Consider the following 25,847-nt stretch of genomic DNA (forward strand, 5'->3'; position numbering starts at 1 on the left):
CGCCGTAAGCGGGCGAGGAAGGGGGACACGATGCTCTTTTTGACCGTCCTGGTCGCGGCCATTACGCCGGGCATAGCCCTGCTGTTCTATTTTTATTTAAAAGATAAATACGATGCCGAACCGCTGCATATGGTCATGCGCATGTTTCTGCTCGGTTTTTTGGTGGTTCTGCCGATTACGATTGTCCAACAAGGGCTGCTGCGGGGCTTCGGCGACAATCCGTACCTGTTTGCGTTTGGAATCTCTTCCGCCGTGGAAGAACTTTTCAAATGGTATGTCCTGTTCCAATTCATCTACAACCATACGGAATTCGACGAACCGTATGACGGAATTCTGTATGCGGTCGCCGTATCGCTCGGATTTGCCACGCTCGAGAACGTTCTATATGCCTTCACGCTCAAAGCTTCGTTCGGGTCGCTGCTGCTGCGAGGACTGCTGCCCGTATCCGGCCATGCGATGTTCGGCGTAGTGATGGGCTATTATATGGGACGGGCCAAATTCGCGCCTCCGTCGCAACGAAGAAAGTTCCTGGTCCTGTCTTTGCTGATGCCGCTGATCTGGCACGGGTTCTACGACCTTATTCTAAACTTGTCGGGTCATTACTGGTTGTGGTACATCGTTCCGTTCATGGTATTGATGTGGTACGGCGGCATGGACAAAGTGGTCAAAGCGAACAACCGCTCTCCGTTCCGTTTTCTGAAAAAAGAAGAACCGCTGGGCGGCGCATCTTCCGATGCCCCCGCCAAAACGGCCGCCTTGTCGAAAAAAAAAGAAGCCTAGGATCTTGATTCCAAAGAACCGGTTCGCTTGATTGGAGCGGCGGTGCGGAATCGGGATTCCGGGCTTTCTTTGCGTTTTTTTCAGGCGTTTGGGCTTACGTGAATATTCTTCCATGCTATACTGGGAAAGGCGATGGGCCCGAGCGGAATCCGGATAGGAAGCCAGCAGAAGCGGGCAGGCGCCGAGTACCAGTATAATGAAGGCGGGCGATCAAAAATGTATCCGAAAACCAACGACATGCTGTTTATGCAGCCCGTATCCATGGAAGCGACACCCGAAAACGAACACCGATCGAGAATTTCCGAAATCGAGGAAAATTCGCTGCTGACCGAGCTTCCGATCCGCGGCGGCCGGATGAGCCGTCTTCGCCTGGGCGAAGAACTTTCGGTTTATCATATGACGGAAGACGGAGTGAAGTATTATTTCACGGCGCATGTGCTCGGGTATCAGGACGACTCGATTCCTCTTATGCGAATCAGCAAGCCGATGCCGGAAGATATTTCGAAAGTGCAGCGGCGCCATTATCTGCGGGTTCCCGCGCAGGTGGAGATCGCCGTACAGGCACCGGACTTTCATTTTACCGCCATGACGTCCGATTTGAGCGGGGGAGGACTGTCTTTTACCGACACGCTCGATCATTCGATCCAGATGAATCAGCAGGTGGACGGCTGGATTATTCTGGCTTACAAAAGCGGGAATGTCGACCATGTTTCGTTCGGCGGGGAAGTGACGCGCGTGAAAGAACCGGGGACGGGACGCAACACCATCAGCGTACGTTTTACGCGGATGGTCGATACGGAACGTCAGAAAGTCATCCGCTACTGCTTCGAACGCCAGCTGGATTTCCGGAACCGCTGAACGGTTCGAACACCGGCGGCGTTCGTAGTTCACAGGTGGGGGCGTTTTTTGTTTTCATGCGTACACGTTTTGCAAATTAAAGATCCTTATGCTATAATTTTATTGTCGCAGGCACAGCCTGCTTTTTTATTGATTGAGAAGCCTGCCCGACAGAAACATGGCGGGCGGCGGTTTCGAGGAGGAGTGTCCCCTTGTCCAGCTTGAGCGGGGAACGGGAGTTCAGAATCAACATCGCGATCGACGGGCCTGCGGGAGCAGGCAAAAGTACGGTCGCACGCAAAGTAGCCAGACAGCTATCCTACGTTTATGTGGATACCGGTGCGATGTATCGGGCCGTAACTTGGGATATGCTTAACCAGGCGATCGATGCGGATAACGAAACAGCGGTTCTTGAACGCATGGCAGCCCTTGAAGTCGAGCTGGTACCCGGAGAAGACGGTCAGCGAGTACGGCTTTCCGGGGTCGACGTGACGGACGAGATACGTTCGCTTGCGGTCAGCCGGACGGTTTCCCGATATGCGCAAATCGAGGGGCTGCGTGCGAAGTTATCTTCTGCACAGCGGCAAATGGCTTTACGCAAAGGCGTCGTCATGGATGGACGCGATATCGGAACGACCGTGCTGCCCGATGCCGAGGTGAAGATTTTTATGACCGCCACGGTAGAAGAACGCGCTCGCCGAAGATTCCGGGAACTTCCGCAGTCGGGCGAGACTATTACGCTGGAACAGCTGGAACGCGAGATTGCGGAACGGGATAATCTTGACCGCAGCCGCGAGGTGTCGCCGCTTGTATGTGCGGATGACGCCACGGTGCTCGATACGACGCATATGACCATCGACGAGGTGGCCGATGCGATCGCGCACCTGGCCGAACGTGAAATTGCCCAACTGGGTTAAAGCAGCGTCGGCCGAAGCAGTATTGTTTTGAACTCTGCGCACGCGGGTTTAAATATGAGGGTTTTGAATCGAGGAGGGTATTTAACATGTCGGAAGAGACAAGAAATCAAAATGAAGAAGCAGTAAACCAGGAAGTAAACGAAGAAACGGCTACGCAGGATCAGCTGGAACAGGTTGTCAGCGTCAAAAAAGGCGACACCGTTACCGGTACAATCGTGAAATTGGACGATGACCAAGCGTACGTCAGCATCGGTTATAAATACGACGGCGTAATCGCGACAAGCGAGCTTGAAGAAGGCGCTGAAATCGGCCAAGAAGTCGTTGCCAAAGTTGTCAGCCTGAACGACAACAAAGAGCAAATGGTTCTGTCGAAAAAAGCGATCCAAGGCGCAAAAGCATGGGAAGAACTCGACGCGAAATTCGCGAGCAAAGAGATCTTCGAAGTTAAAATCACGGACGTCGTAAAAGGCGGAATCGTGACGGACGTAAGCGGCGTTCGCGCTTTCATCCCGGCTTCGATGGTTGAGCGTCATTTCGTCGAAGACTTCAGCGACTACAAAGGCCGCACGATCCGTGTTCGCGTCAAAGAACTTGACCGCGAAAACAACAAAGTTATTCTGTCCGCAAAAGACGTTCTTGAACAAGAATTCGAAGCCAATAAGCACAAAGTGATGGCTGAACTTCAAGAAGGTCAAGTCATCGAAGGCAAAGTTCAGCGTTTGACGCAGTTCGGCGCATTCGTAGACGTAGGCGGCGTTGACGGTCTGGTGCACGTTTCCGAAATGGCTTGGCATCATGTCGACAAACCATCGGACGCGGTATCCGAGGGCGAAACAGTTAAGGTTAAAGTTCTCAAAGTTGATCCGGAAAAAGGCAAAATCAGCCTGAGCATCAAAGCGGCGACTCCGGGTCCTTGGGAAACGGCTTCCGAGAAGTTCAGCCAAGGCGAAATCATCAGCGGCGAAGTTAAACGTCTCGTGCCTTTCGGCGCATTCGTTGAAATCGCTCCTGGCGTAGAAGGCCTGGTTCACATCTCGCAAATCTCCCACAAGCATATCGGTACGCCTCAGGAAGTTCTGGAAGAAGGACAAACGGTTCAAGTGAAAGTTCTGGACGTAAACCCTTCCGAAAAACGCATCAGCCTGAGCATCAAAGAAACCGAAGAAGCGCCTGCTGGCGAAGCTCGTTCGGAAAGACCGGAGAGATCCGACAGACCGGAACGATCGGGATCGAGCAGAGGCCGCGATAAAGGCCCACGCGTTGAGAAAATCGACAACCCTAACGTTTCGTTGAGCAACCAAGGAATGAACGTTTCGCTGGGCGAACGTTTCGACCTGGCTGCACTCAAAGAAAAATTGGGTCAATCGGAAGAATAATCGTACCCGAAGCATAGCTACGAGCAAACGGCGGACCCGCTGCGGGTTCGCCGTTTCTGCAATATCGGGATGAAGCGGCTGTGAAATAGGCTGTGTTCTTCGACTGCAACCACAAACGGGATTCGGTCAAAAGACTGGATCGCGTTTTATATGCCGACGGGAAACGGGGGCCGATCCAAGATGGAACGGTTTGTCCGTTTCTTGTCGCGTAAAGGGATTTTTTTCAGCTGAAGCTGACAGAGAGGAATGATCAAATGGCAAGAGCGGTAGTCGCGATCGTAGGACGCCCGAACGTGGGCAAATCGACGATCTTTAATCGTATCATCGGCGACAGACTGTCTATCGTCGAAGATAAACCGGGCGTCACGCGCGACCGGATCTATGGAGTCGGCGAATGGAACGGCAGATCTTTCAGTATTATCGATACCGGAGGGATTGAGCTCAATGACGAGCAGATCCTCAAATCGATCAAAGCGCAGGCGGAACTGGCAATCGAAGAAGCAGACGTGATTGTCCTGATGTGCGACGCGAAAGCGGGCTTGACCCAGTCGGATTCGGAAGTGGCGGAAATGCTGTATCGCTCCAAGAAACCGATTATTCTGGCAGTCAACAAGGTCGACAATATGACGCGCATGGACGACACTTACGAATTCTACAATTTGGGTCTTGGAGATCCGATTGGAGTTTCGGGTGCCCACGGCAGCGGCGTCGGCGATCTGTTGGATGTAATTGTGGAGAAACTGCCGGATACGGAAGACGACGCGTATGAAGATGACGTGATTCGGGTCGCTCTGATCGGACGTCCGAATGTCGGCAAATCTTCGTTGGTCAATGCTCTGCTTGGCGAGCAGCGCGTAATTGTCAGCGATGTGGCGGGAACGACGCGGGACGCGATCGATACCGAATTCGAGCGTGACGGTCAGCGGTACGTGCTGATCGATACCGCTGGCATGCGCAAACGCGGCAAAGTGTACGAGAACCTGGAAAAGTACAGCGTGATGCGTGCCATGCGGGCGATCGAACGCGCCGATGTGGTAGCCGTGGTAATCAACGGCGAAGAAGGCATCATCGAGCAGGATAAACATATTGCCGGTTACGCGCTGGAAGCCGGCAAAGCTTCGGTATTTGTGGTCAACAAATGGGATGCTGTAGAAAAAGACGACAAAACGATGCAGCATTTCGAAAAAAGTATCCGCGATCATTTCCTGTTCATGACCTATGCGCCGGTCGTTTTCTTGTCGGCTCTGACCGGACAGCGGGTTCAGAAACTGCTTCCTGCCGTAAATCTGGTAGCCGAGCAGCATTCCCGCCGGATTCCGACGGGTCTCTTGAACGATGTGATCTCCGATGCGGTAGCCATCAATCCGCCGCCGACCGACAAAGGACGCCGTATGCGTATCAACTATGCGACGCAGGTTGCGGTCAAGCCTCCGACGATCGTCGTATTCGTCAATGCGCCGGAACTGATGCACTTCTCTTACGAGCGCTACCTGGAAAACAAGATTCGGGCGGCTTTCGACTTCGAAGGAACGCCGATCCGTATCTTTACCAGACGCAAATCCGAAGATAAAGATTAACTAGTACCTTGACCGAATCAAATCTGAGGTTTGCGTTCATCGGAAACACGCACGGTTCAAGCGGGTTTTCGAGGGGCGTAACCTAACATCGTTATCGGTCAAGGTACGAATACCTTGTCAACACTAAAGGTAAGGTTACGCTCCCCTGAGATTTCGTACTTGAAGCGTGTACGAAGTCTCCGACGGAATCGCACCTAAAGCGTGCGCGTTTCAGGAAAACGTAAACCTCTGACTAAGAGTTGAAAAGGTACTAGTAAGAGAACGTACCGTATACAAGTTCCGTTGCGCGAAGGAGAGCGAATCATGATATTATCGATAATCGCGATCGCGGCCGCCTATCTGCTCGGCTCGGTCAGTTTCAGCGTACTATTTGCCAAGTTGTTGAAAGGGATCGATATCCGCAACCACGGAAGCGGCAATGCCGGGGCGACCAATACGCTTCGGGTATTGGGCAAAGGGCCGGCTATTCTTGTTCTTGTGCTCGATATCTGCAAAGGTATTCTTGCCGTATGGCTGGGCCGCTGGCTTGCACCGGACATGGAATGGGCGCCGGCTCTTGCCGGACTGGCTGCGGTAATCGGGCATAACTGGCCGCTTTATTTCCATTTCAAAGGCGGCAAAGGGATTGCGACAACGATCGGCATGCTGGCAACCATTTGTTTCCTGCCTGCTTTGTCCGCCGGTATTATAGGCATTCTGGCGATCGTTTTTACCCGCTACGTGTCTCTGGGCTCACTGCTGTTTGTCACGCTGACACCGGTATTTCTTCTTGTTTACGATGCGGCAGGCTGGCATGACTACGGAACCGCCGTATTGGTGGTCAGTGTGGTCATCTGGGCGCTTGCCGTCTGGCGGCACCGGGGCAACCTGGTAAAGCTGAAAAACGGAACAGAGAACAAGCTGGGCTCGAAGTCCGGCGGGAAGGAGCACAGCCTTGGCTAAAAAAGTGTGCGTATTGGTAGCGGGGAGCTGGGGGACGGCCCTGGCGATGGTACTGGCCGACAACGGCCATGATGTTCGGCTGTGGGCACGCAGCGAAGAGCATGTCAGAGAAATCAACGAACAGCGGGAAAACTCGCGTTTTCTGCCCGGGGTTGCTATCCCGACAGGAATCCGGGCTACCGCCGATATGGCAGAAGCGCTTCATGAGGCGGAAGCCGTTGTTATTGCGGCTCCTTCCAAAGCGATGCGGGAAGTGGCCCGTGCTCTCAAACCTTACTGGAATGAGAAGATGCTCTGTGTACATGCAACCAAAGGCATGGAAACCGGGACGCTGAAACGGATGTCCACGGTCATTTCGGAAGAACTGGGCTGCGAGGAATCGCATATCGGCGTAATTTGCGGTCCGAGCCATGCCGAAGAAGTGGCACGCCGGCTTCCGACCACGATCGTGGTCGCTTCCGCCAACGAAGAAGCGGCGCAGCGTGCGCAGAATCTGCTGATGAATGCGTATTTCCGCGTATATACCAACCGCGACGTGCTGGGAGCCGAACTTGCGGGAGCGCTCAAAAACATCATTGCGCTCGGAGCCGGGATGTCGGACGGTTTGCAGAACGGCGACAACGCCAAAGCGGCTTTGTTGACGCGCGGGTTGGCGGAGATTACAAGAATCGGCACGGAAATGGGAGCCAATCCCCTGACGTTCTCGGGACTTGCGGGAGTAGGCGATCTTGTCGTAACCGCAACCAGCAAGCACAGCCGGAATTGGCGGGCGGGATACATGCTGGGCCAGGGCAAACCTCTCCAGGAAGTGCTGGACTCTATGGGAATGGTAGTCGAAGGAATTCGGACGACGGAAGCGGCGCACTTTATTTCGCAGAAATATAAGGTACAGATGCCGATTGCCGAGCAGCTGTACCGCGTTCTGTTTGACGGCCTCGATCCGAAGACTGCTGTCGAAGCTTTGATGGGCCGCGGCCCCAAAACCGAAATGGAAATGATCTCCCAGGAAACCTGGGAGCAGTGGCATACCTGATCCAAAGAGTTGAACGATACAAATCGGCCGGCGCCTCCTATACGGGAAGCGCCTTTTCGAGAGGAGGCGTCAACATGTCGACAGAGCGATATACCGTATCGTTTACCCCGGAAGGCAAAAGTGCCCGGGTGCGTTCGGGGACGTCCCTGCTTGCGGCAGCCCGTACGGCCGGTGTGCATATTCCGGTTCGCTGTGAAGGCAAGATGGGTTGTCTGATGTGCAAAGTGACGCTCGAACCCGGAAGCGGCGGCGTTCTGCCGCCCGCCGAAGGGGAACGCCGAAAACTGGGGACAGCCTTGGATAACGGGGTTCGCCTGGCCTGCCAAGCCAAAGTGTGCGGGGATATTTCGGTTGAGACACCGGAAGATCCGCTCAAGCGTGCGGTCCGCCTGCAGTTGGAAAAACAGCGGGAAGAAGATGACTTTTGGCGGTGAGCGGACAACGCCTGCTTGGTTAAATGTCGCCTGGGGTTTACGAAACGCTTGAAATTATAAGGCCGGTGTATTACTATATGGATGTTGCCTACAGAACGCAAGTTCTGGCAGTTTGAGAATTCCGGCCTTACGCCGCTCGGCGGTTTGTGATCAGGCTTATCGGAAAGACCAAATACGCCTTTTCGGCGGGCACTCGGACGAGTGCCGGGTATGACTGTAACAGGAGGTGAAACGCATGAACAAATCTGATCTGATCAGCCACGTAGCAGAAGCTTCGGAGCTTGGCAAGAAAGAAGCAACCAAAGCGGTTGACTCTGTTTTCGAAGCCATTGCTTCCGCTCTGCAAAACGGCGAGAAAGTACAACTCGTCGGATTCGGAAACTTCGAGATTCGCGAACGTTCCGCCCGTAAAGGACGCAACCCGCAAACCGGCGAAGAGATCGAAATCCCGGCAAGCAAGATTCCTGCTTTCAAACCGGGCAAAGCCCTGAAAGACGGAATTAAATAAAATCTACATAATCCCCAGGGATTGAAGATTTTGTATCGCCCGGCCCAGGTTGGGCGATCGGGAAGAAGCCGTGAATAACCATTCACGGCTTTTTTCTTTTTCATCCCGGCTGGGCGGTTGACAATACAGGCCGGCATTTGCCATCATAAATAGACTGTATCAAAGAACGAAAAAAAGGGGGAACAATTGTGGAACATTCGGAAAAAGCGGATTATATCGTCATCAAAGCCCATGAGAACGGTGTGCATGTGATCGGATTGACGCGCGGCCAAGATACCCGGTTTCATCATACGGAGAAGCTGGACAAAGGCGAAGTACTGATCGCGCAGTTTACCGATCACACGTCGGCGATCAAGGTTCGCGGCAGAGCTACGGTATTCACCAAACACGGAAATATCGAAACGGAAACCTGAGTGTTTGCGTTAGTCGTTTGAAAAAGCGTATGTTATAATAGAAAAGATTGTGACAAAAATAGCGTTGAACGTTGTAAAAAGTCGGAGGCTATGAGATGAAACCCTACTGCGTACCGGAAAAAACCGAAAAATACACCGGGTATGACATGATCCGGAAGCATACGGACGTTCCGGCGCTGCCGGATGCGCGGCTTCGCCTGCTGCATACTTTCCTCGAAGCTTCCGACTTGGCCGCAAAAAGCGAAGTCTACGGCACCGTAACCGCGCTGCTTCAGAACGGACTCGATATTCACGACCGTGTCGAGCCGGGAGACGACAGCGAAGAAGAAGAAGCGATGCGCTCGCGGCAGCTCAAAGTGCTGGCGGGCGATTACTACAGCAGCCGCTTTTACCAACTGCTGGCCGCTGCCGGAGAAATCGGCATGATCGCCGAATTGAGCCGGGCTATTGCAGACGTCAATCGCAGCAAAATGGAGCTTTACCTGCGTATTCAAAGCGGGCAGGCACCGGAACTTCGCGAATATCTGGACGAGGCGGCCGCGATCAAGGCACGCCTGTTTGAGGGCTTCGATGTGCTGCTTGACGGTCCTCTGCTGCCGTATTGGCAGACCCTTCTGCCTATCGTCGGTCTGTGCGAAGCAGTGGTAGACGAACTTGCGGCAGCCGAACCGGGCAGCGCAGGATCGACGTTCCGAAGAGACGTCGAAGTCCAGGGCACAAGGGAGTCTCGCGAGACGCTGGCTGTCCTGCTGCTGGAGTTCACGGAACGTTTGGACTCGGAAATCAAAGCGCTGCCGGGCGAAGTGAACCGCGAAGCGCTGCTTCCTCTTGCCGCACGGTTTCGTAATGCGGCCGAAATAAAAGGCGAGGTGAACGGATAATGGCGGATTCGCCGAAACCCAAAGAAGAGTTCGTCCATGACGTTTTTCAGCAAATTGCGCCGAAATACGATCGGATGAACAATATTATCAGCTTCAACCGCCACAAGTCCTGGCGTAAATTCGCCATGCGCAAAATGGCCATGTCGGAAGGCCAAAGCGCGATCGACTTGTGCTGCGGTACCTGCGACTGGACCATCAGCCTGGCCGAGACAAGCAAAAGCGGGGCGATTACCGGGCTGGACTTCAGCGCTGCCATGCTTGATGTAGGACGTACCAAATTGGCCCGCATGCCCCACGGCAGTCAAATCTCGCTGATCCAGGGCAATGCGATGCAGCTGCCTTTCGCCGACAATTCGTTCGATTACGCAACGATCGGCTTCGGTCTGCGAAATGTGCCGGATCTGGTGCAGGTGCTGAAGGAAATGCAGCGTGTCGTCAAGCCCGGAGGCATGGTGGTCTGTCTGGAAGTATCCAAACCTACTGCACAGCCGTTCAAAGGCATGTATTATTTTTACTTCGATCGGGTACTTCCGTTATTCGGAAAAGTGTTCGCCAAAAGCTACGAGCAGTACAAATGGCTGCCCGAGTCGTTGAAGCCGTTTCCCGGCCGCAAAGAACTGGCGAACATTTTCCGCGAGGTTGGCCTGCAGCAGGTGGAAGATTATCCGCTGACCGGCGGAGTAGCCGCGCTGCATATCGGAATTAAGGAGAAATAGAATGTTCGGGAAAATCCGTGTTTTTTTGGAAATGATTAAGATTGAACATACTTTGTTTGCACTCCCTTTTGCGTTTATGGGGATGCTGCTTGGCTCCGTGGTCATTAACGGACATCTGCCTTCCTGGGCACAGGCGGGCTGGATTCTGCTGGCGATGATCGGAGCCAGAAGCGCGGCGATGGGGCTGAACCGCCTGATCGACCGTTATATCGATGCCAAGAATCCGCGTACGGAAAAGCGCGCGATTCCGGCCGGACTGTTGAAGACGAGCGAAGTGATTATTTTCGTTGTCGTATTCCTGGGCTTGTTCCTGTGGGCGACGTTCGAATTGTCCCGTTTCGCTTTGACATTGTTCCCGGTCGCTCTCGTGCTGATCGTCGCTTACTCGTATACGAAGCGCTTCACATGGCTCTGCCATCTGGTGCTGGGCGCCACGATCGCACTTGCCCCGCTGGGCGGATGGGCGGCGGTAACCGATAGCTTCAGCTGGTCGTCGCTTGTCTTTTATATCGCGATCGCTTTTTGGACAGCCGGCTTCGATGTGATCTATGCCTGCGACGATATCGACTTCGACCGCCGCGAAGGCATCTACTCTATTCCGAGTCGTTTCGGTCTGGAAAAAGCATTAAAGATTGCGCAGGGATTCCACGCGGTAACAGCCGCGGGGCTCATTCTTCTGGCCGTGATCTCTCCGCTCGGCTGGTGGTACGTGGCGGGCGTCGTGATCGCCTGCTCGATTCTGTTCTATCAGCACCGCATTGTGAAACCGAATGACCTCAGCCGTGTACAGACCGCTTTTTTCACGATGAACAGCTGGCTTAGCAGTATCGTTTTCGTGTTCACTCTGATCGATTTGGTGGTGAAATTTTGGTAAACGAACTCGCAGGCGCCGGCAGGCACTGGGTACTCGGCATCACCGGGGCCAGCGGCAGCGTGTACGGCATCCGATTGGCGGAAGAACTGCTGGATAACGGTTTTTCGGTGCATCTGGTCGTTTCGAATGCCGGCTGGCGCGTCTTAAAGGAAGAAATGGATTTCGACGCGTCCAAACGCGAAGAAGAGTTGGAGCGCCGTTTGGGCGGTCGTCCGGGCCGATTGATCTATCATCCGGTAGCGGATATCGGGGCGTCGATCGCCAGCGGTTCTTTTCGGGCCGAGGGAATGATCGTCGCCCCGTGTTCGATGGGAACCCTCTCTTCGATTGCGCACGGAACGTCGGACAATCTGATGACGCGCGCGGCCGACGTGATGATCAAGGAAGATCGCCCGCTTGTGCTTGTACCCAGAGAAACGCCGCTGCATGCGATCCATTTGGAGAATATGCTGAAACTGTCCCGCTTGGGCGTCAAAATGGTTCCGGCCATGCCCGCCTTTTACCATCGTCCCCGGACGCTGGAAGAAGTCGTGGACTTTCTGGTCGGCAAAGTGCTGGACAGTGTTGGAATCGGACATAACTTGTTTAAAAGATGGGGGGAGGAAACGTGAAGGAGAGCGATACGCTGCGTCTGGGACGCATCCTCTACACCAACGTTTGGCCGGTCTATCACTACTTCGATCCTTCCGCGCTCGGTTTTCCGGCTGAGAGCCGGACGGAACTGCCGGCTGCCTTGAATCGTCTGCTGCTGGAAGGAGAGCTGGATATGAGTCCGGTTTCCTCGTTTGCTTACGCGATGGCGGCGGACCGTTTCCTGCTGCTCCCGGATTTGTCGGTGAGCGCGGACGGACCGGTCCGGTCGATTCTCTGCTTTTCCAAAAAACCGTTTGCCGAAGCGGTTCAGGGCCGGATCGCATTGACCAATACGTCGGCGACTTCCGTTAATCTGCTGAAGATTATTGCGGAAAAAGCATACGGCGCAAAACCCGAGTACGTCACCTGCGAACCCCATCTCGAAGAGATGCTGGAACATGCGGATGCGGCGCTGTTGATCGGCGATCATGCTATCCGGGCCGACTGGGCGAATACGGAGTATACGGTGACCGACCTCGGCGCGGAATGGAAAAGCTGGACGGGTCTCAGTATGACCTTTGCGGTCTGGGCAGTTTCGAAGCAGGCGGCGGACCGTTACCCGGACCGGATCGGCGAACTGGCCGCGGCTTTGGCCGCAAGCAAGAACAGAAGTCTCAAAGATCTGACGCCGGTTGCGGCAAAAGCGCAGGCCGAGCTGGGCGGCGATCTTCGCTACTGGCAGGGGTACTTTGAGAATCTTCGTTACGACTTGACTCCGGAGCGCTTGGACGGACTGGATCTTTACTTCCGCCATGCCCGGGAGATGGGGCTTCTGCCGCAGGAAGCGCAAATTCAAATTTGGACCGACAAAACGCGGATATGGGTGAACGAATGAAACGAATGGAGATCTTCGGAACGTTAAAAAAAGATATGGACGCCGTCGAACGTTCGCTCTATGCCTGCATTGAAGTCGAAAGTGAAGCACTGGGCGAAGCGGCGATGCATCTGCTGAAAGCCGGCGGCAAACGCCTGCGTCCGGCTTTTGTACTGCTGGGCGGCAAATTCGGCACGTACGAGCTCGAACGGCTGCAGCTTATTGCCGTGCCGCTGGAACTGATTCATATGGCGTCGCTGGTCCATGACGATGTGATTGACAACGCGCAGACGCGGCGGGGCCAGCTGACCGTCAAAGCCAAATGGGATAACCGGATCGCCATGTACACGGGTGATTACATTTATGCCAAGGCGCTGGAAATGGTCGCAGGGCTGGAAGATCCGCGGATTCACCGGATATTGGCCAAAGCGATGGTTGAAATGTCGATCGGCGAGATGGAGCAAATCCGCGACTTTTTCAATTCAAACCAAAGTATTCGCCGTTATCTGCTGCGCATCCGCCGCAAAACGGCGCTGTTGATCGCCGTCAGCTGCCAGCTCGGCGCACTGGCCGCCGGAGCTTCGGAGAAAGAAGCGCGCGAACTGTACAACTACGGGTACAATGTAGGGATGGCGTTCCAGATTCGCGACGATCTGCTGGATCTGTGCGGAACGGAGAAGCAGATCGGCAAACCGCCGGGCAGCGATATCCGCCAAGGCAATATCACGATTCCGGTGCTGTACGCGCTGCAGGAAGAACAGCTGCGCGCTCCGCTGCTGGAGGAAATCGGCCGTATCCACACGGCAAACGGCCATACGGACGTGACCGCCGCCGTAACAATGATCCGCAGCAGCGGAGGAATCGCGCGCGCGGAAGAACTGGCCGACCGGTATACGCAAAAAGCGCTGGACGCGCTGGGCCGTCTGCCCGATATCCGGGCACGCCGCCATCTGCGCGATATCGCGAATTTTGTGTCCAGACGAACCTATTGAACGCCGGGCAAATACTGCGGCAAAGAGGGGAGATTCCAAGGAAGCTCCCTTTTTTCGCAAAATCATGCAGGATTATTGCATTAACTCGTTTAACTCTATAAAAAGCAAGCGTCTCAGCCGATAATAAATCATATGCCGAAAGTGGGAGATTGCGATGGAACGCACTTTTATGATGGTTAAGCCCGATGGAGTACAACGTGGACTGGTCGGACGGATCGTCAGCCGATTCGAAGACAAAGGATTCAAGCTGGTTGCGGGGAAATTCATGCAGATCTCGGAAGAACAAGCCAAGCGTCATTATGCCGAGCACGAAGGCAAACCGTTTTTCGGAGATCTGGTGGAATTCATTACGTCCGGTCCGGTATTCGCAATGGTATGGGAAGGCGACGATGTCATCGCGCTGTCCCGGATCCTGATGGGCAAGACCAAAGTCACGGAAGCGCTGCCCGGGACGATTCGAGGGGATTTTGCGGCACACACGCCGTTTAACCTGATTCACGGATCGGACGGAACGGAAAGCGCCAAACGGGAAATCGCCAACTTTTTCACTGAAGCGGAACAGCATGATTATGACAAGGCGGTGGCGCGATGGATCTGATCAGAAGCGGCGCGGGGCGCGAAGAAGTATCTGCCCCGGGAAGCGACCCGGACTACAGCGGGTTTATTAAAAACGTAAATGCGAGCACAGGAATCGACTTGTCCCAATATAAGGAAGCACAGATGAAACGCCGTTTGACTACGCTGCGCAGCAAGCACGGCTATGACACGTTTGCCCAATTTTTTGAAGCGATGAAAAAGGACAAAACCCTGTTCTTCGAATTCCTCGACCGGATGACGATCAACGTATCGGAATTCTGGCGCAACCCGAACCGCTGGGAAGTGCTGCGCGATATGATTATTCCGGAACTGCGCACAGGCGGCAAAAAAGGACTGAAAGTATGGAGCGCGGCGTGTTCGACAGGCGAAGAGCCTTATACGCTGGCGATGATTCTCGACGGACACGGCATTCTGGGCGATTCCAAGCTGGTTGCTGCGGATCTGGACGAAGGCGCGCTTGCCAAAGCGAAACAAGGACAGTACCTGGAGCGCTCGCTCAAGGATGTGCCTTCGAAAGTCGCGGAAAAGTATTTCAAAGCCGACGGTTTGATGTACAAAGTCGACGACAAGCTTAAGCGGGCCGTCAATTTCCAGAAGCTGAATCTGCTGACCGATAAGTTTGACGACGGCTACGATCTGATCGTCTGCCGCAACGTCATGATTTATTTCACGGAAGAAGCCAAGTCGACCCTTTATCACAAATTCGCGTCCAGCCTGCGCAAAGGCGGCGTGCTGTTCGTAGGCAGTACGGAACAGATCTTCTCGCCGGCCCAGTACGGACTCGAGCCTTGCGACACGTTTTTCTACAAGAAAATCTAAAGGGGCTCCGGATCGGAAAAGAGCCAAAAAAGTCGTCGTATTCCGCCTTGGGGCGGAAACGGCGGCTTTTTTTGTACAGAAAACGCCGATCTTACGCAAAATGTAAAGGCTCTTGGACAAGCTGCGGACAGATGGTATAATGGGCGAAGACATTTACGGATTTTAGCCGTTTACAGTTTAAAAGTTTAAAGGGGGAACGCGTTATGAGTTTACGTTACTTGACCGCCGGGGAGACCCATGGACCGCAGCTGACCGCGATCGTTGAAGGAATGCCGAGCAATCTGCGGATCGATTTCGAGGCTTTGAACTTTCAACTGCTGCGCAGACAAAAAGGATACGGCCGAGGCCGCCGTATGCAGATCGAGCAGGATCAAGCGGATATCGTAGGCGGCGTTCGCCACGGACAAACGACGGGAGCGCCGATTGCTCTGGTCGTCGCCAACAACGACTGGAAGCACTGGACCAAGATCATGAACGTCGAGCCGATGGAAGGCACGGACGAAGAGAAGCGCCGCGTGCACCGTCCGCGTCCGGGCCACGCCGATCTTAACGGCGGCCTCAAATACGACCTCAAAGATCTGCGCAACGTCCTGGAACGTTCGAGTGCCCGCGAGACGGCTGTCCGCGTCGCCGTCGGCGCGCTGGCTCGCCAGCTGCTTGAAGTGTTTGGTATCCGTATCGGCGGACAAGTGCTGCGAATCGGCGAGATCGTCGCTCCGGCCAACAATCTGCCGCTCGATGAACTGGTCGCCCGCACGGAAGCTTCTTCCGTACGTGTCGCCGACGAAGAAACCGAGAAGAAGATGGAAGCCTACATCGATCTGATCAAAAAAGAAGGCGATTCGGTCGGCGGCGTAGTCGAATGTATCGTCGAAGGCCTTCCGGTCGGTCTCGGCAGTTACGTGCAGTATGATCGCAAGCTCGACGCGCGGATCGCCCAGGCCGTCATGTCGATCAATGCCTTCAAAGGCGTCGAAATCGGCATCGGCTTCGAAGCGGGTGAACTGCGGGGTTCGCAGGTGCACGACGAGATTCTGTACACGGAAGAAGCCGGTTATACACGGGCTTCCAATCGTCTGGGCGGTTTCGAAGGCGGGATCACGAACGGAATGCCAATCGTCGTGCGAGGTGTCATGAAGCCGATCCCGACGCTCTACAAGCCGCTGCGCAGTGTCGATATCGACACCAAGGAAGCGTTCAATGCCCAGGTGGAGCGTTCAGACGCCTGCGCCGTTCCGGCAGCGAGCGTCGTGATGGAGAGCGTCGTCGCCTGGGAAGTCGCCAAAGCGTTCCTCGAAAAATTCGGCGGCGATTCCATGGAGGAAATCAAAGCGAATTACGAAAATTACAAGCGTCAGCTGGAGAACTACTAAGATGGCGGGGACGCCAAAGACGCTGACGGTCGAGCTGGGCGAGCGCTCGTATCCGATCGTGATCGGCGAAGGACTGCTGGGTCAAGCGGCCGAGTATCTGAAACAGGTCGGGGTGCCGAGCAAAAGTCCGCTGCTGATCGTGACCGACGATCATGTGGCTCCGTTATATCTGGACCAGCTGGTCGACGTTTTGACAGCGGGCGGATACCGCGTCGCGAGCGCCGTTGTTCCGGCCGGCGAATCGTCCAAGTCGCTTGCCGTATACGATCAGCTTATTACGCGGGCGATTGAAGAAGGGTTGGACCGTTCTTCGGCGATACTGGCGCTTGGCGGCGGCGTAGTCGGCGATCTCGCCGGGTTCGTAGCCGGAACCTATATGCGCGGGATTCGTTTCGTGCAGGTGCCGACGACCATTCTCGCGCACGACAGCAGCGTAGGCGGCAAAGTGGCGGTCAACCATCCGCTTGCCAAGAATATGATCGGCGTATTTCATCAGCCGGAACTTGTGCTGTATGACGTGGAGACGCTCAAGACCCTGCCGCCGCGCGAAGTGCGTGCGGGATTGTCGGAGATGGTCAAGCACGGGCTGATCTGGGACCGGGATTTCGCTTACTGGTGCCAAGAACATGCGAAGCGTCTGTTGGCTCTCGATTCCGAAGCGCTGGCTTACGGTCTGGAAAAAGGCTGCGCCATCAAAGCCCAGATCGTCTCGCGCGACGAGCGGGAGAACGATCTGCGTGCGATCTTGAATCTGGGGCATACGCTCGGTCACGCGATTGAGGCCGTCGCGGGCTACGGACAATTTCTGCACGGCGAAGCGATCTCCGTCGGTATGGCCGCTGCGGCAAGGCTTGGCGAAGAACGCGGCGGGGCGGGGCTGTACGCGGAGACGACAGCGATGCTGCAAGCGCTGGAACTTCCCGTGACGCTGCCGGTCGATATGGATACCGACGCACTGATGGCTGCCATGCAGCGCGACAAGAAGTTCAGGGAAGGCCAGATGATCTTTGTCGTGCCTCTGGAGGTCGGCCGCGTCGAAATCGCAGGCGATGTAAAAGCGGAAGCGGTGCGAAGCGTTATAGAACGCCTAAAAGCCTGAAAAGGAGTGGGAACCATCGTCATTTACAACCGGGGTATTCGCGGAGCGACAACGGTCGAACGCAACGACCAAGAAGAAATTTACGCGGCTACGGAAGAATTGGTCGCGGAGATGATCCGCTGTAATGGAATCGATCCGGAAATGGTCAGCAATATCTGGATTACGGTCACCGGCGATCTGAATGCCGCTTTTCCGGCGGTCGCTGTGCGCCGTCAGCCGGGTTGGGATTTCGTTCCGCTGATGTGCGCGCTGGAAATTCCGGTCGAAGGCAGTCTGCCGCGCTGTATCCGTTTGATGATTCAGATTAATACGGAAAAGTCCCAGCGGGAGATCGGACATGTCTATCAGCGCGGAGCAACGGTACTTCGACCGGATCTTGTCGGCCGCAAGTAACGTGATCGGCAAAGAAAGCGGAGGCGCTTGCTATCGGCTTCGCGATCGGGTATAGTAGGGAACAAAGTTAAGGATTCGCGCTGCCGCGCCGGGAACAGGAGTGTTACCGGGCGGGGGCGGAGAATCGTGAGGCCCGCAGGGGCCAAGGCGGCGCAGGCCGCCAGACAGAGCAGAGTCAGGCTGAGCAGAGTTTACGTATGGAACGATTCGCGGTCAAACGGCTACGGGTTTTTTACCATACATCGACGAATGCAATCCATCGGAGCACGGAATTTTCTATCCCGCATACGGGTGAAGATTTTCGAAGCCGAAGACCTCTGCTGCGAAGCGGAGGTCTTTTTGTATCATCTCCGCCGCACCGGATCATTCTCTGACGCTTCCGGCGTCGGGCCGGTGGCACCCGCAGCGGAAGACGGTTTCCCGAAGGACGGTCTCGAGGCGCTCGAACCTATTCGACCTCGAAGGAGAGATATCCATGTATACTTCGCATTCATCCGAACCGACAGATAACGTTTATCCGATTCAACCGCTTATCGGCGCCAAAGAAGCGCTTGCGCTGGTTTCCGAAGGAGCTTCGCTGACCCGGGAGCAGGCCAGAACCGCTATGGAAAGTATCATGACCGGTAAGGCCACCCCGGCGCAGATCGGCGGCCTGCTGCTGGCGCTGCGGATGAAAGGCGAGACGACCGAGGAGATCACCGGATTTGCCGAAGCGATGCGCAGCTTCTCCGGTACGGTCGGCACTTCCCGCGAAGATCTGCTCGATACGTGCGGTACAGGCGGATCGGGCATCCACAAGTTCAATATCTCGACCGCTTCCGCTCTGATTGCCGCTTCCGCTTCCGTCCGCGTAGCCAAACACGGCAACCGCTCGGCCAGCGGCCGGGCGGGAAGTGCCGATGTGCTGGAAGCGCTTGGCGTCAATATCGGGCTGAGCGGCAGTCAAGCTGCCGAATGTCTCGACCGGATCGGTATCTGTTTCCTGTTTGCCCAGACCTATCATCCTTCCATGAAACATGCGGCCGGGCCGCGCCGGGAGCTGGGCGTTCGCACGGTATTCAACCTGCTGGGCCCACTGACCAATCCGGCCGGCGCGGATCGCCAGCTCCTCGGCCTCTACGATGCCGACCGCACCGCGCAGATTGCCTCCGTACTCGGCAATCTGGGAACACGGCGCGCGATGGTCGTCGCGGGTCTCGACGGTCTCGACGAGATCAGCGTTTCCGGTCCGACCCGTGTGTCGGAACTTACGGACGGAGTCGTTCGCACTTATGACATTACGCCCGAAGAACTTGGACTTTCCCGCTATCCGCTTGAAGACATTCTCGGCGGAGATGCGGCGGACAACGCGCGGATTATACGCGGCGTGCTCTCCGGCGAACGCGGTGCCCGCCGTGACATCGTGCTTGCGAACGCGGGAGCCTGTATCTATACGGCCGGATCGGCTGCCGATCTGGCGGAAGGCGTACGGATGGCGGCGCAGATCGTGGACTCGGGTCTCGCTCTCAACAAACTCGAACAGCTTATACGGATAACGGAGGAATGCGGATATGTATCTTGATCGAATCGTCGAAACGAAACGCCGGGAAGTCCAGCTGCTGAAGGAAACGCTGAATAAGGCGGAAGCGGAGCGGCGGATTGCCGGAATGCCGTCCACACGCGGCTTTGAAGCGGCGCTGCGCAGCCCCAAGCGTCCGGGAATGGCGCTGATCGCCGAAGTGAAAAAGGCTTCGCCGTCCAAAGGGCTGATCCGGGAAGACTTCCATCCCGTGGAGCTTGCGAAAGCTTACGAAGCGGCCGGAGCGGACTGCCTGTCCGTATTGACGGACAACGACTATTTCCAGGGCAGTGCCGACTATCTGACGCAGATTCGCGCATCGGTCGAGCTGCCTCTGCTGCGCAAAGACTTTGTGATCGACGAGCTGCAAATTTATGAAGCGCGTTTGATCGGGGCCGATGCAGTGCTGCTGATCGCGGCGATTCTGACGGTCAACCGTCTGCGGGAACTGAAAGCGTTGGCCGAAGCGTTAGGCCTCGATACGCTGATTGAAGTGCATAACGAAGAGGAACTTGACACGGTTCTTCAGGTGACCGACCGCGGATTGATCGGGGTGAACAACCGGAATCTGCATACGTTCGAGACCCGCCTGTCCGTTACCGCGGATCTTGCCCCCCGTATGCCGAAGCAGGCGCTGCTGATCAGCGAGAGTGCGATCCGTACGGCCGAAGACGTCCAGTATGTCGGTTCAAGCGGAGCGGGCGGCGTATTGATCGGAGAGACCTTTATGCGCCGCCCGGATATTGGCGAAGCGGTAGCGGAAGTGATGGGAGCGGTTCGTGGGGCGTCCGAACGTCCGGCGGCAGAAAGCGGCGTTCAACCGAACGCGGAAGCCGCCGATTCCGGAGCTTCGAGATGAAGGAGCGCGAAGAACGGGCCAATAAAGCACCCTTCATCAAAATATGCGGGATCCGTACGCCGGAAGCTGTGCGGAAAGCCGCGGAACTGGGCGTCGATTATATCGGTCTTGTGTTTGCTCCGAGCCGGCGCCGGATTGATCCTGCCGAGGCGGCCGTTCTGATCGGCGAGCTGAACAAGGCGCCGAAGACCTCTTCGACAGACAGAGAGCGTCCCAAGGTGGCGGGCGTGTTCGTGAATCCGTCGCTGGACGAATTGAAGCGGACACTGACGGCCGCTCGGTTGGATGTGGTGCAGCTGCACGGACAGGAAAGCCCGGATTTTTGCCGGGAAGTCCGCGAACAATTTGGCGTGGAAGTATTCAAATCGATCTCGATCGGCGGCGAAGATGCCGAAGAGGGCCATGCGGTGCGGGCGGAGAGAACGTGCGAAGCGTATCGAGGTACGGTCGACGTGCTGCTGATCGATACACACGATCCGCTGTACGGAGGCGGCTCGGGACGCACGTTCAACTGGGAGATCATTCCTCTGTATCAGCAGGCGGCCAAAGCCTGCGGAATAAAATTATTCGTAGCCGGCGGTTTGACCGAGGGCAATGCGGGCGAATTAGTACAAAATTACGCGCCGGACGGCATCGACGTCTCAAGCGGCGTCGAGACCGACGGGCATAAAGATATACAAAAAATGACTTTATTCGTAGAAAGGGCGGTTTTATCATGATCGGACAGGTACCGGACGCAAAAGGACGCTACGGCGAATTCGGGGGACGTTTCGTTCCCGAGACGCTGATGAACGCGCTGATCGAACTTGAAGAATCTTACTTGAAGTTTTCGGCGGACGCCGATTTTAACGCGGAATTGAACGATCTGCTCAAGCAGTATTCGGGTCGGGAGACGCCGCTGTACTACGCCAAACGCCTGACGGAACATTTCGGCGGAGCCAAAGTGTATCTCAAGCGCGAAGACCTCAATCATACGGGCGCCCACAAGATCAACAATGCGCTTGGACAAGGACTGCTCGCCGTACGGATGGGCAAAAAGAAAGTCATCGCCGAAACGGGTGCCGGCCAGCACGGGGTGGCGACCGCAACGGTAGCGGCGCTGCTCGGTCTGGAATGCAAAGTGTTCATGGGCGAAGAAGACATGCACCGTCAGCAGCTTAACGTATTCCGTATGCGCCTGCTCGGCGCGGAAGTCGTTCCTGTCGTATCGGGCACGAAGACGCTCAAGGACGCGGGCAACGAAGCGCTGCGCTACTGGGTCAGCCATGTTCAGGATACGTTCTATATTCTGGGTTCAGCCGTAGGCCCCCATCCGTATCCGCTGATCGTACGCAACTTCCAGCGCGTGATCGGCGACGAGACCCGTCGTCAAATCCTTGAGACCGAAGGACGTCTGCCGGACACGATCGTCGCGGCGGTCGGCGGCGGTAGCAATGCGATCGGGATGTTTTATCCGTTTGTCGGCGACGCGGATGTCGACTTTATCGGCGTTGAAGCGGCCGGCAAAGGCATTGATACGCCTCTGCACGCCGCCACCATGAGCCTCGGCACCAAAGGCGTGTTCCAGGGCTCGATGAGCTATCTGCTGCAGGACGAGTACGGACAGGTACAGCCGGCGCATTCGATTTCGGCCGGTCTGGATTATCCGGGCGTGGGACCCGAGCATTCCTATCTCAAAGATGTCGGCCGGGCCAAGTATGTCCCGATCACGGACGAAGAAGCCATTACGGCGCTCAAGCTGCTCTGCCGCACGGAAGGCATCATTCCGGCGCTGGAATCGGCGCATGCCGTCGCGCATGCCGCCAAGATCGCACCGGAGATGGGGGCGGACCGTATTCTGGTCATCTGCCTGTCGGGACGCGGCGACAAAGATGTCGAGTCGATCATGGCTTACGAAAAGGAAGGAGGAGACGCGCAATGAAGCCGAACTTTTCGATGACCCAACGCCTCTTGATGAGTCCCGCTGCCGAAGGCGGGCTGTCTGCGGGAACGCCTCAGGGCGGCGATTCGCCGGCTGCCGCGGGCAAGCGGCCCAATCTGATCGAAGAAACGTTCCGCAAGCTCGGCGAAACAGGAGGCACGGCGCTGATTCCTTTTCTGACGGTCGGCGATCCCGATCTCGATACGACACTCGATATTATCGAGCAGTTGGAACAAGCCGGCGCCGATGTCCTGGAACTCGGCGTGCCGTATTCCGATCCGCTTGCGGACGGACCGGTCATCCAGCGGGCTTCCGCCCGGGCTCTTGAGCAGCTCATCACGGTACGCACCTGTCTGGATGTCGCTCGCCGTGCGAGAGAGCGGGGCGTGAAGATGCCTTTTGTCCTTTTTACCTACTACAATCCGATCCTGCAGACGGGACTGGACCTCTTTTTCGAAGAAGCTTCCCGGAACGGGATCAGCGGATTGATCATTCCCGATCTGCCGTATGAAGAATCGGAAGATATGCTGCAGCGTGCCGACCGGGTGAATATTGCCTTGATTCCGCTGGTGGCTCCGACTTCGAGCGAGCGGATCGAGAAAATTCTGCGAAACGGCCGGGGCTTCGTCTACTGCGTATCTTCGCTTGGCGTAACCGGCGAGCGGGCTTCGTTCCACGACGGAGTCGATGCTTTTATCCGCGATGTAAAATCCCGTACCGATCTGCCTGTCGCCGTCGGTTTCGGCATCTCGGGGCGTGAGCAGGTGCAGCGGTTTTCCGAACTTTGCGACGGCGTGGTAGTGGGCAGCGCGATCGTGCGTACGATCGAAACATTGATCCCCGACCTGATGAATGCCGACAAACGAGAAGATGCGCTCTTGCAAATTCGCAAATTTGTGGCAGAATTAAAGGTATAAAGACGGATCCCGGAGCAGGCGCAGTCGGCAGGGCGCGGCGGTTAACCCGCTTAGCCCTGCCGATGCGGCCTGTTTGGGGGCAGTCATTAACTTTTTGAGCGATGCTGCAGCCCGACACTGTTGCACTGCAACACGCCAAATCAGGAAAGTAGGGAAATCATCCATGCAGCCCAAAGCCCATATTGTCGATCTTCCGGTCTATCAGCCAGGCAAACCGATCGAAGAAGTCCAAAAAGAATACGGTCTCAGCGAAGTCGTGAAACTGGCTTCGAACGAAAATCCGTATGGATTTTCCCCTCGCGTCAAAGCCGCGATCGAAGAAGAATTGACCAAGTTCAATCTGTATCCGGACGGCGGAGCAGTCGAATTGACGGCCGCTTTGGCCGAGCATCTGTCCGTTAATCCGGACCAGATTATTTTCGGCTGCGGTTCGGACGAAATCATCGCTTTGATCACCCGCGCTTTCCTGTCGGAAGGCGACGAGAACATCATGGCGGATGCCACTTTCTCCGTATATAAAAGCAATGCCGATATCGAAAAAGCGACAAGTATCGAAGTTTCGCTGCAGGCCGGCAAACACGATCTCGAAGCGATGCTTGCAGCCGTAACCGATCGGACCAAAATCGTCTGGATCTGCAATCCGAACAATCCGACCGGTACGATCGTCAGCGAAAGCGAACTGAAAAGTTTCCTGGATCGGGTTCCTTCTTCCGTCATGGTCGTGCTCGACGAGGCTTATTTCGAATACGTGACCGACAGCGAATACCCGGACGGCACGAAACTGCTGGCCGACTACAGCAATGTGGTCGTTCTGCGTACCTTCTCGAAAATTTACGGACTTGCCGCACTGCGCATCGGTTACGGCGTAGGCCAGGCTTCCGTTATCCGCTCCATCAATCAGGTGCGCGAGCCGTTCAATACGACGCGTATTGCCCAGGCTGCCGCCAAAGCGGCGCTTGCAGACCAGGAGTTCGTGGAATCGTGCCGGACCAAAAATGCCGAAGGCCTCGCGTTCCTGCAGGGCGAATTCGAGCGTCTGGGACTGTCGTATTTCCCGGCCAACGGCAATTTCATCATGGTCGATACGAAGCAGTCCGCCGCGGATCTGTTCCAGCGGATGCTGCGCAAAGGCGTAATCGCCCGTTCGGGATTCAGGCTGTATCCGACGTATCTGCGCGTGACGGTCGGTTCTCCCCGGGAGAACGAGATCTTCATCCGGACGTTCGAAGAAGCTCTTAACGAACAGACAGCGGCCGTATAGGAAGCGGACCGGTTCAAGTTTCGAGGGGCGGCACGCTTTTTGCGGCAGCCCATCGGACTTCGTCCGCACACTCACCCGAACGCTGTCTGCAATGAATCCTACGAAGCGAGGCTGACTTGATATGAAAATTGCCGTGATCGGCGTCGGACTGATCGGCGGCTCGTTGGCTTTGTGCTTCCGCGGGAAGCCGGATGTCCAGCTCGTCGGCTATTCCCACCGGCAGGACCTGGCCGATCTGAGCGTGGAACTCGGGGTCGTCGACTCCGCCACCTTGTCGCTGGAAGAAGCGGTGCAAGACGCCGACTTTATTTTTATCTCCACGCCTGTCGGGCTGCTGGAGACCTATCTGGAACAAATTCATGCCCTTCCGCTCAAAAAAGGCTGCATCGTCACCGATGTGGGCAGTACCAAAGCTTCGATCGCCGCCAAAGCGAGAGAGCTGGAGTGGAAAGAGGCGTGCTTTATCGGCGGTCATCCGATGGCCGGCTCGGAACGTTCGGGCGTGCAGGCGGCAACTTCGCTGCTGTTCGAGAATGCCTATTACGTGTTGACGCCCGAACCGGACACCGATCCGGAGCCTATACAATCGCTGTCCGAACTGCTGGCTTACACCCGTGCAAAAGTCATCTGTATGGAACCTGGGCAGCATGACGAAATTGTCGGCGCGATCAGCCATCTGCCGCATATTATCGCCGTGGCGCTCGTCAACCAGATCAGCGGTTACCATGACAGCAATCCGCTGTATCGCACGCTGGCGGCAGGCGGTTTCCGCGACATCACCCGAATCGCATCCAGTGACCCTGTCGTCTGGCGGGACATTTTGCTGAACAACCGCTTCAACCTTTTAAAGCTTCTACGCGACTGGAATGTGCAGGTGGAAGGCTTTATCGATCAGTTGGAGCGGGAAGACGGGGAAGGCATTTCGGCCCGTTTCCGCGAAGCCGGCGATTTCCGCGACGAACTGCCGGAACGGCGCAAAGGCGCGATTGCCAAAACGTACGATCTTTATCTCGACGTTCCCGACCATCCGGGGATTATCGGACGCATCACCACCGAACTCGGTTCGCGCGACGTCAACTTGAGCAATCTGCAAATCATCGAGAGCCGCGAAGACGTGCCGGGACTGATGAGGTTGTCTTTCCGCGACGAAGTGCAGATGGAGCGTGCGAGGGAAGTCCTGAGCAGTCTCGAGTTTGACGTTTACGCTTCCTAGTCCAGCGTATCCGCTTCAGTTTGAAGATCCGCCGACATATGCCGGTGGATCTTTTTTTAGACTCATAAACAGGCAAACAAAAAAGGAAAAGAAAGCTTTGACATTTTGGA

At 55.8% G+C, this 25,847-nt stretch carries 28 protein-coding genes; all 28 read left to right on the top strand.

Features of this window, described 5'->3' with window-relative positions:
• The first annotated feature begins 30 nt into the window (after positions 1 to 30).
• The 28 genes from prsW to HRQ60_RS12935 all read left to right on the top strand — a co-directional run bounded on the left by prsW (position 31) and on the right by HRQ60_RS12935 (position 25,737).
• Complete coding sequence (gene prsW, locus HRQ60_RS12800; RefSeq protein ID WP_172196221.1) at positions 31 to 780, top strand: glutamic-type intramembrane protease PrsW; 750 nt, start codon at positions 31 to 33, stop codon at positions 778 to 780.
• 216 nt (positions 781 to 996) lie between these two features.
• A complete protein-coding gene (locus tag HRQ60_RS12805) occupies positions 997 to 1,638 on the top strand; it encodes a flagellar brake protein (RefSeq protein ID WP_172196222.1) in 642 nt (213 codons plus the stop codon).
• Positions 1,639 to 1,829: 191 nt separating this feature from the next.
• Complete coding sequence (cmk, locus tag HRQ60_RS12810; protein WP_172196223.1) at positions 1,830 to 2,534, top strand: (d)CMP kinase; 705 nt, start codon at positions 1,830 to 1,832, stop codon at positions 2,532 to 2,534.
• A gap of 86 nt (positions 2,535 to 2,620) precedes the next feature.
• A complete protein-coding gene (rpsA, locus tag HRQ60_RS12815; RefSeq protein ID WP_172196224.1) occupies positions 2,621 to 3,910 on the top strand; it encodes a 30S ribosomal protein S1 in 1,290 nt (429 codons plus the stop codon).
• Positions 3,911 to 4,164: 254 nt separating this feature from the next.
• Positions 4,165 to 5,487, top strand: a complete 1,323-nt coding sequence (gene der / locus HRQ60_RS12820; protein WP_172196225.1) for a ribosome biogenesis GTPase Der — start codon at positions 4,165 to 4,167, stop codon at positions 5,485 to 5,487.
• Positions 5,488 to 5,790: 303 nt separating this feature from the next.
• Entirely contained in the window at positions 5,791 to 6,429 is a 639-nt protein-coding gene (plsY, locus tag HRQ60_RS12825; protein ID WP_172196226.1) for a glycerol-3-phosphate 1-O-acyltransferase PlsY, read from the top strand.
• Complete coding sequence (locus HRQ60_RS12830) at positions 6,422 to 7,462, top strand: NAD(P)H-dependent glycerol-3-phosphate dehydrogenase (protein ID WP_172196227.1); 1,041 nt, start codon at positions 6,422 to 6,424, stop codon at positions 7,460 to 7,462. Before plsY ends, HRQ60_RS12830 begins: the two co-directional genes overlap by 8 nt.
• A gap of 74 nt (positions 7,463 to 7,536) precedes the next feature.
• Entirely contained in the window at positions 7,537 to 7,896 is a 360-nt protein-coding gene (locus tag HRQ60_RS12835; protein ID WP_172196228.1) for a 2Fe-2S iron-sulfur cluster-binding protein, read from the top strand.
• A gap of 235 nt (positions 7,897 to 8,131) precedes the next feature.
• The gene (locus tag HRQ60_RS12840; RefSeq protein ID WP_172196229.1) at positions 8,132 to 8,404 is read left to right on the top strand and encodes an HU family DNA-binding protein; all 273 of its coding nucleotides are present in this window, start codon (positions 8,132 to 8,134) and stop codon (positions 8,402 to 8,404) included.
• 188 nt (positions 8,405 to 8,592) lie between these two features.
• On the top strand, positions 8,593 to 8,817 hold the full coding sequence (gene mtrB / locus HRQ60_RS12845) for a trp RNA-binding attenuation protein MtrB (protein ID WP_172196230.1): 225 nt from the start codon (positions 8,593 to 8,595) through the stop codon (positions 8,815 to 8,817).
• Between the two features lie 95 nt (positions 8,818 to 8,912).
• Positions 8,913 to 9,698, top strand: a complete 786-nt coding sequence (locus tag HRQ60_RS12850; protein WP_172196231.1) for a heptaprenyl diphosphate synthase component 1 — start codon at positions 8,913 to 8,915, stop codon at positions 9,696 to 9,698.
• Entirely contained in the window at positions 9,698 to 10,414 is a 717-nt protein-coding gene (locus HRQ60_RS12855; RefSeq protein ID WP_172196232.1) for a demethylmenaquinone methyltransferase, read from the top strand. Before HRQ60_RS12850 ends, HRQ60_RS12855 begins: the two co-directional genes overlap by 1 nt.
• A 1-nt stretch (position 10,415) precedes the next feature.
• Positions 10,416 to 11,288, top strand: coding sequence for a UbiA-like polyprenyltransferase (locus HRQ60_RS12860; protein WP_172196233.1), 873 nt, complete (start codon positions 10,416 to 10,418; stop codon positions 11,286 to 11,288).
• On the top strand, positions 11,282 to 11,899 hold the full coding sequence (locus HRQ60_RS12865) for a UbiX family flavin prenyltransferase (RefSeq protein ID WP_172196234.1): 618 nt from the start codon (positions 11,282 to 11,284) through the stop codon (positions 11,897 to 11,899). The genes HRQ60_RS12860 and HRQ60_RS12865 overlap by 7 nt, the downstream gene beginning before the upstream one ends.
• Entirely contained in the window at positions 11,881 to 12,756 is an 876-nt protein-coding gene (locus tag HRQ60_RS12870) for a menaquinone biosynthetic enzyme MqnA/MqnD family protein (RefSeq protein WP_172196235.1), read from the top strand. The genes HRQ60_RS12865 and HRQ60_RS12870 overlap by 19 nt, the downstream gene beginning before the upstream one ends.
• Complete coding sequence (locus HRQ60_RS12875) at positions 12,753 to 13,727, top strand: polyprenyl synthetase family protein (protein WP_172196236.1); 975 nt, start codon at positions 12,753 to 12,755, stop codon at positions 13,725 to 13,727. The genes HRQ60_RS12870 and HRQ60_RS12875 overlap by 4 nt, the downstream gene beginning before the upstream one ends.
• Positions 13,728 to 13,881: 154 nt before the next feature.
• Entirely contained in the window at positions 13,882 to 14,325 is a 444-nt protein-coding gene (ndk, locus tag HRQ60_RS12880) for a nucleoside-diphosphate kinase (protein WP_172196237.1), read from the top strand.
• Positions 14,316 to 15,143 carry a CheR family methyltransferase gene (locus HRQ60_RS12885; protein ID WP_216671575.1) on the top strand — a complete coding sequence of 276 codons (828 nt, stop codon included), beginning with the start codon at positions 14,316 to 14,318 and terminating at the stop codon, positions 15,141 to 15,143. Before ndk ends, HRQ60_RS12885 begins: the two co-directional genes overlap by 10 nt.
• Before the next feature lie 203 nt (positions 15,144 to 15,346).
• A complete protein-coding gene (gene aroC / locus HRQ60_RS12890) occupies positions 15,347 to 16,516 on the top strand; it encodes a chorismate synthase (protein ID WP_172196238.1) in 1,170 nt (389 codons plus the stop codon).
• 1 nt (position 16,517) lies between these two features.
• The gene (gene aroB / locus HRQ60_RS12895) at positions 16,518 to 17,615 is read left to right on the top strand and encodes a 3-dehydroquinate synthase (RefSeq protein ID WP_172196239.1); all 1,098 of its coding nucleotides are present in this window, start codon (positions 16,518 to 16,520) and stop codon (positions 17,613 to 17,615) included.
• 21 nt (positions 17,616 to 17,636) lie between these two features.
• Positions 17,637 to 18,008, top strand: a complete 372-nt coding sequence (gene aroH / locus HRQ60_RS12900; RefSeq protein WP_172196295.1) for a chorismate mutase — start codon at positions 17,637 to 17,639, stop codon at positions 18,006 to 18,008.
• A 475-nt stretch (positions 18,009 to 18,483) separates the two neighbouring features.
• On the top strand, positions 18,484 to 19,569 hold the full coding sequence (gene trpD, locus HRQ60_RS12905) for an anthranilate phosphoribosyltransferase (protein WP_172196240.1): 1,086 nt from the start codon (positions 18,484 to 18,486) through the stop codon (positions 19,567 to 19,569).
• Positions 19,559 to 20,425, top strand: coding sequence for an indole-3-glycerol phosphate synthase TrpC (gene trpC, locus HRQ60_RS12910; protein ID WP_172196241.1), 867 nt, complete (start codon positions 19,559 to 19,561; stop codon positions 20,423 to 20,425). The genes trpD and trpC overlap by 11 nt, the downstream gene beginning before the upstream one ends.
• Positions 20,422 to 21,144 (top strand): phosphoribosylanthranilate isomerase, encoded by a 723-nt coding sequence (locus HRQ60_RS12915; protein ID WP_172196242.1) that lies wholly within the window; start codon positions 20,422 to 20,424, stop codon positions 21,142 to 21,144. Before trpC ends, HRQ60_RS12915 begins: the two co-directional genes overlap by 4 nt.
• Positions 21,144 to 22,346: a tryptophan synthase subunit beta gene (trpB, locus tag HRQ60_RS12920; RefSeq protein WP_172196296.1), complete on the top strand. Its 1,203-nt coding sequence runs from the start codon at positions 21,144 to 21,146 to the stop codon at positions 22,344 to 22,346. The genes HRQ60_RS12915 and trpB overlap by 1 nt, the downstream gene beginning before the upstream one ends.
• The gene (gene trpA / locus HRQ60_RS12925) at positions 22,343 to 23,263 is read left to right on the top strand and encodes a tryptophan synthase subunit alpha (protein WP_246281304.1); all 921 of its coding nucleotides are present in this window, start codon (positions 22,343 to 22,345) and stop codon (positions 23,261 to 23,263) included. The genes trpB and trpA overlap by 4 nt, the downstream gene beginning before the upstream one ends.
• Positions 23,264 to 23,426: 163 nt before the next feature.
• The gene (hisC, locus tag HRQ60_RS12930) at positions 23,427 to 24,524 is read left to right on the top strand and encodes a histidinol-phosphate transaminase (protein WP_172196243.1); all 1,098 of its coding nucleotides are present in this window, start codon (positions 23,427 to 23,429) and stop codon (positions 24,522 to 24,524) included.
• 121 nt (positions 24,525 to 24,645) lie between these two features.
• Complete coding sequence (locus tag HRQ60_RS12935; protein WP_172196244.1) at positions 24,646 to 25,737, top strand: prephenate dehydrogenase; 1,092 nt, start codon at positions 24,646 to 24,648, stop codon at positions 25,735 to 25,737.
• Positions 25,738 to 25,847 lie beyond the last annotated feature (110 nt).

Source organism: Saccharibacillus qingshengii (assembly GCF_013185195.1).
Taxonomy (GTDB): Bacteria; Bacillota; Bacilli; order Paenibacillales; family Paenibacillaceae; genus Saccharibacillus; species Saccharibacillus qingshengii.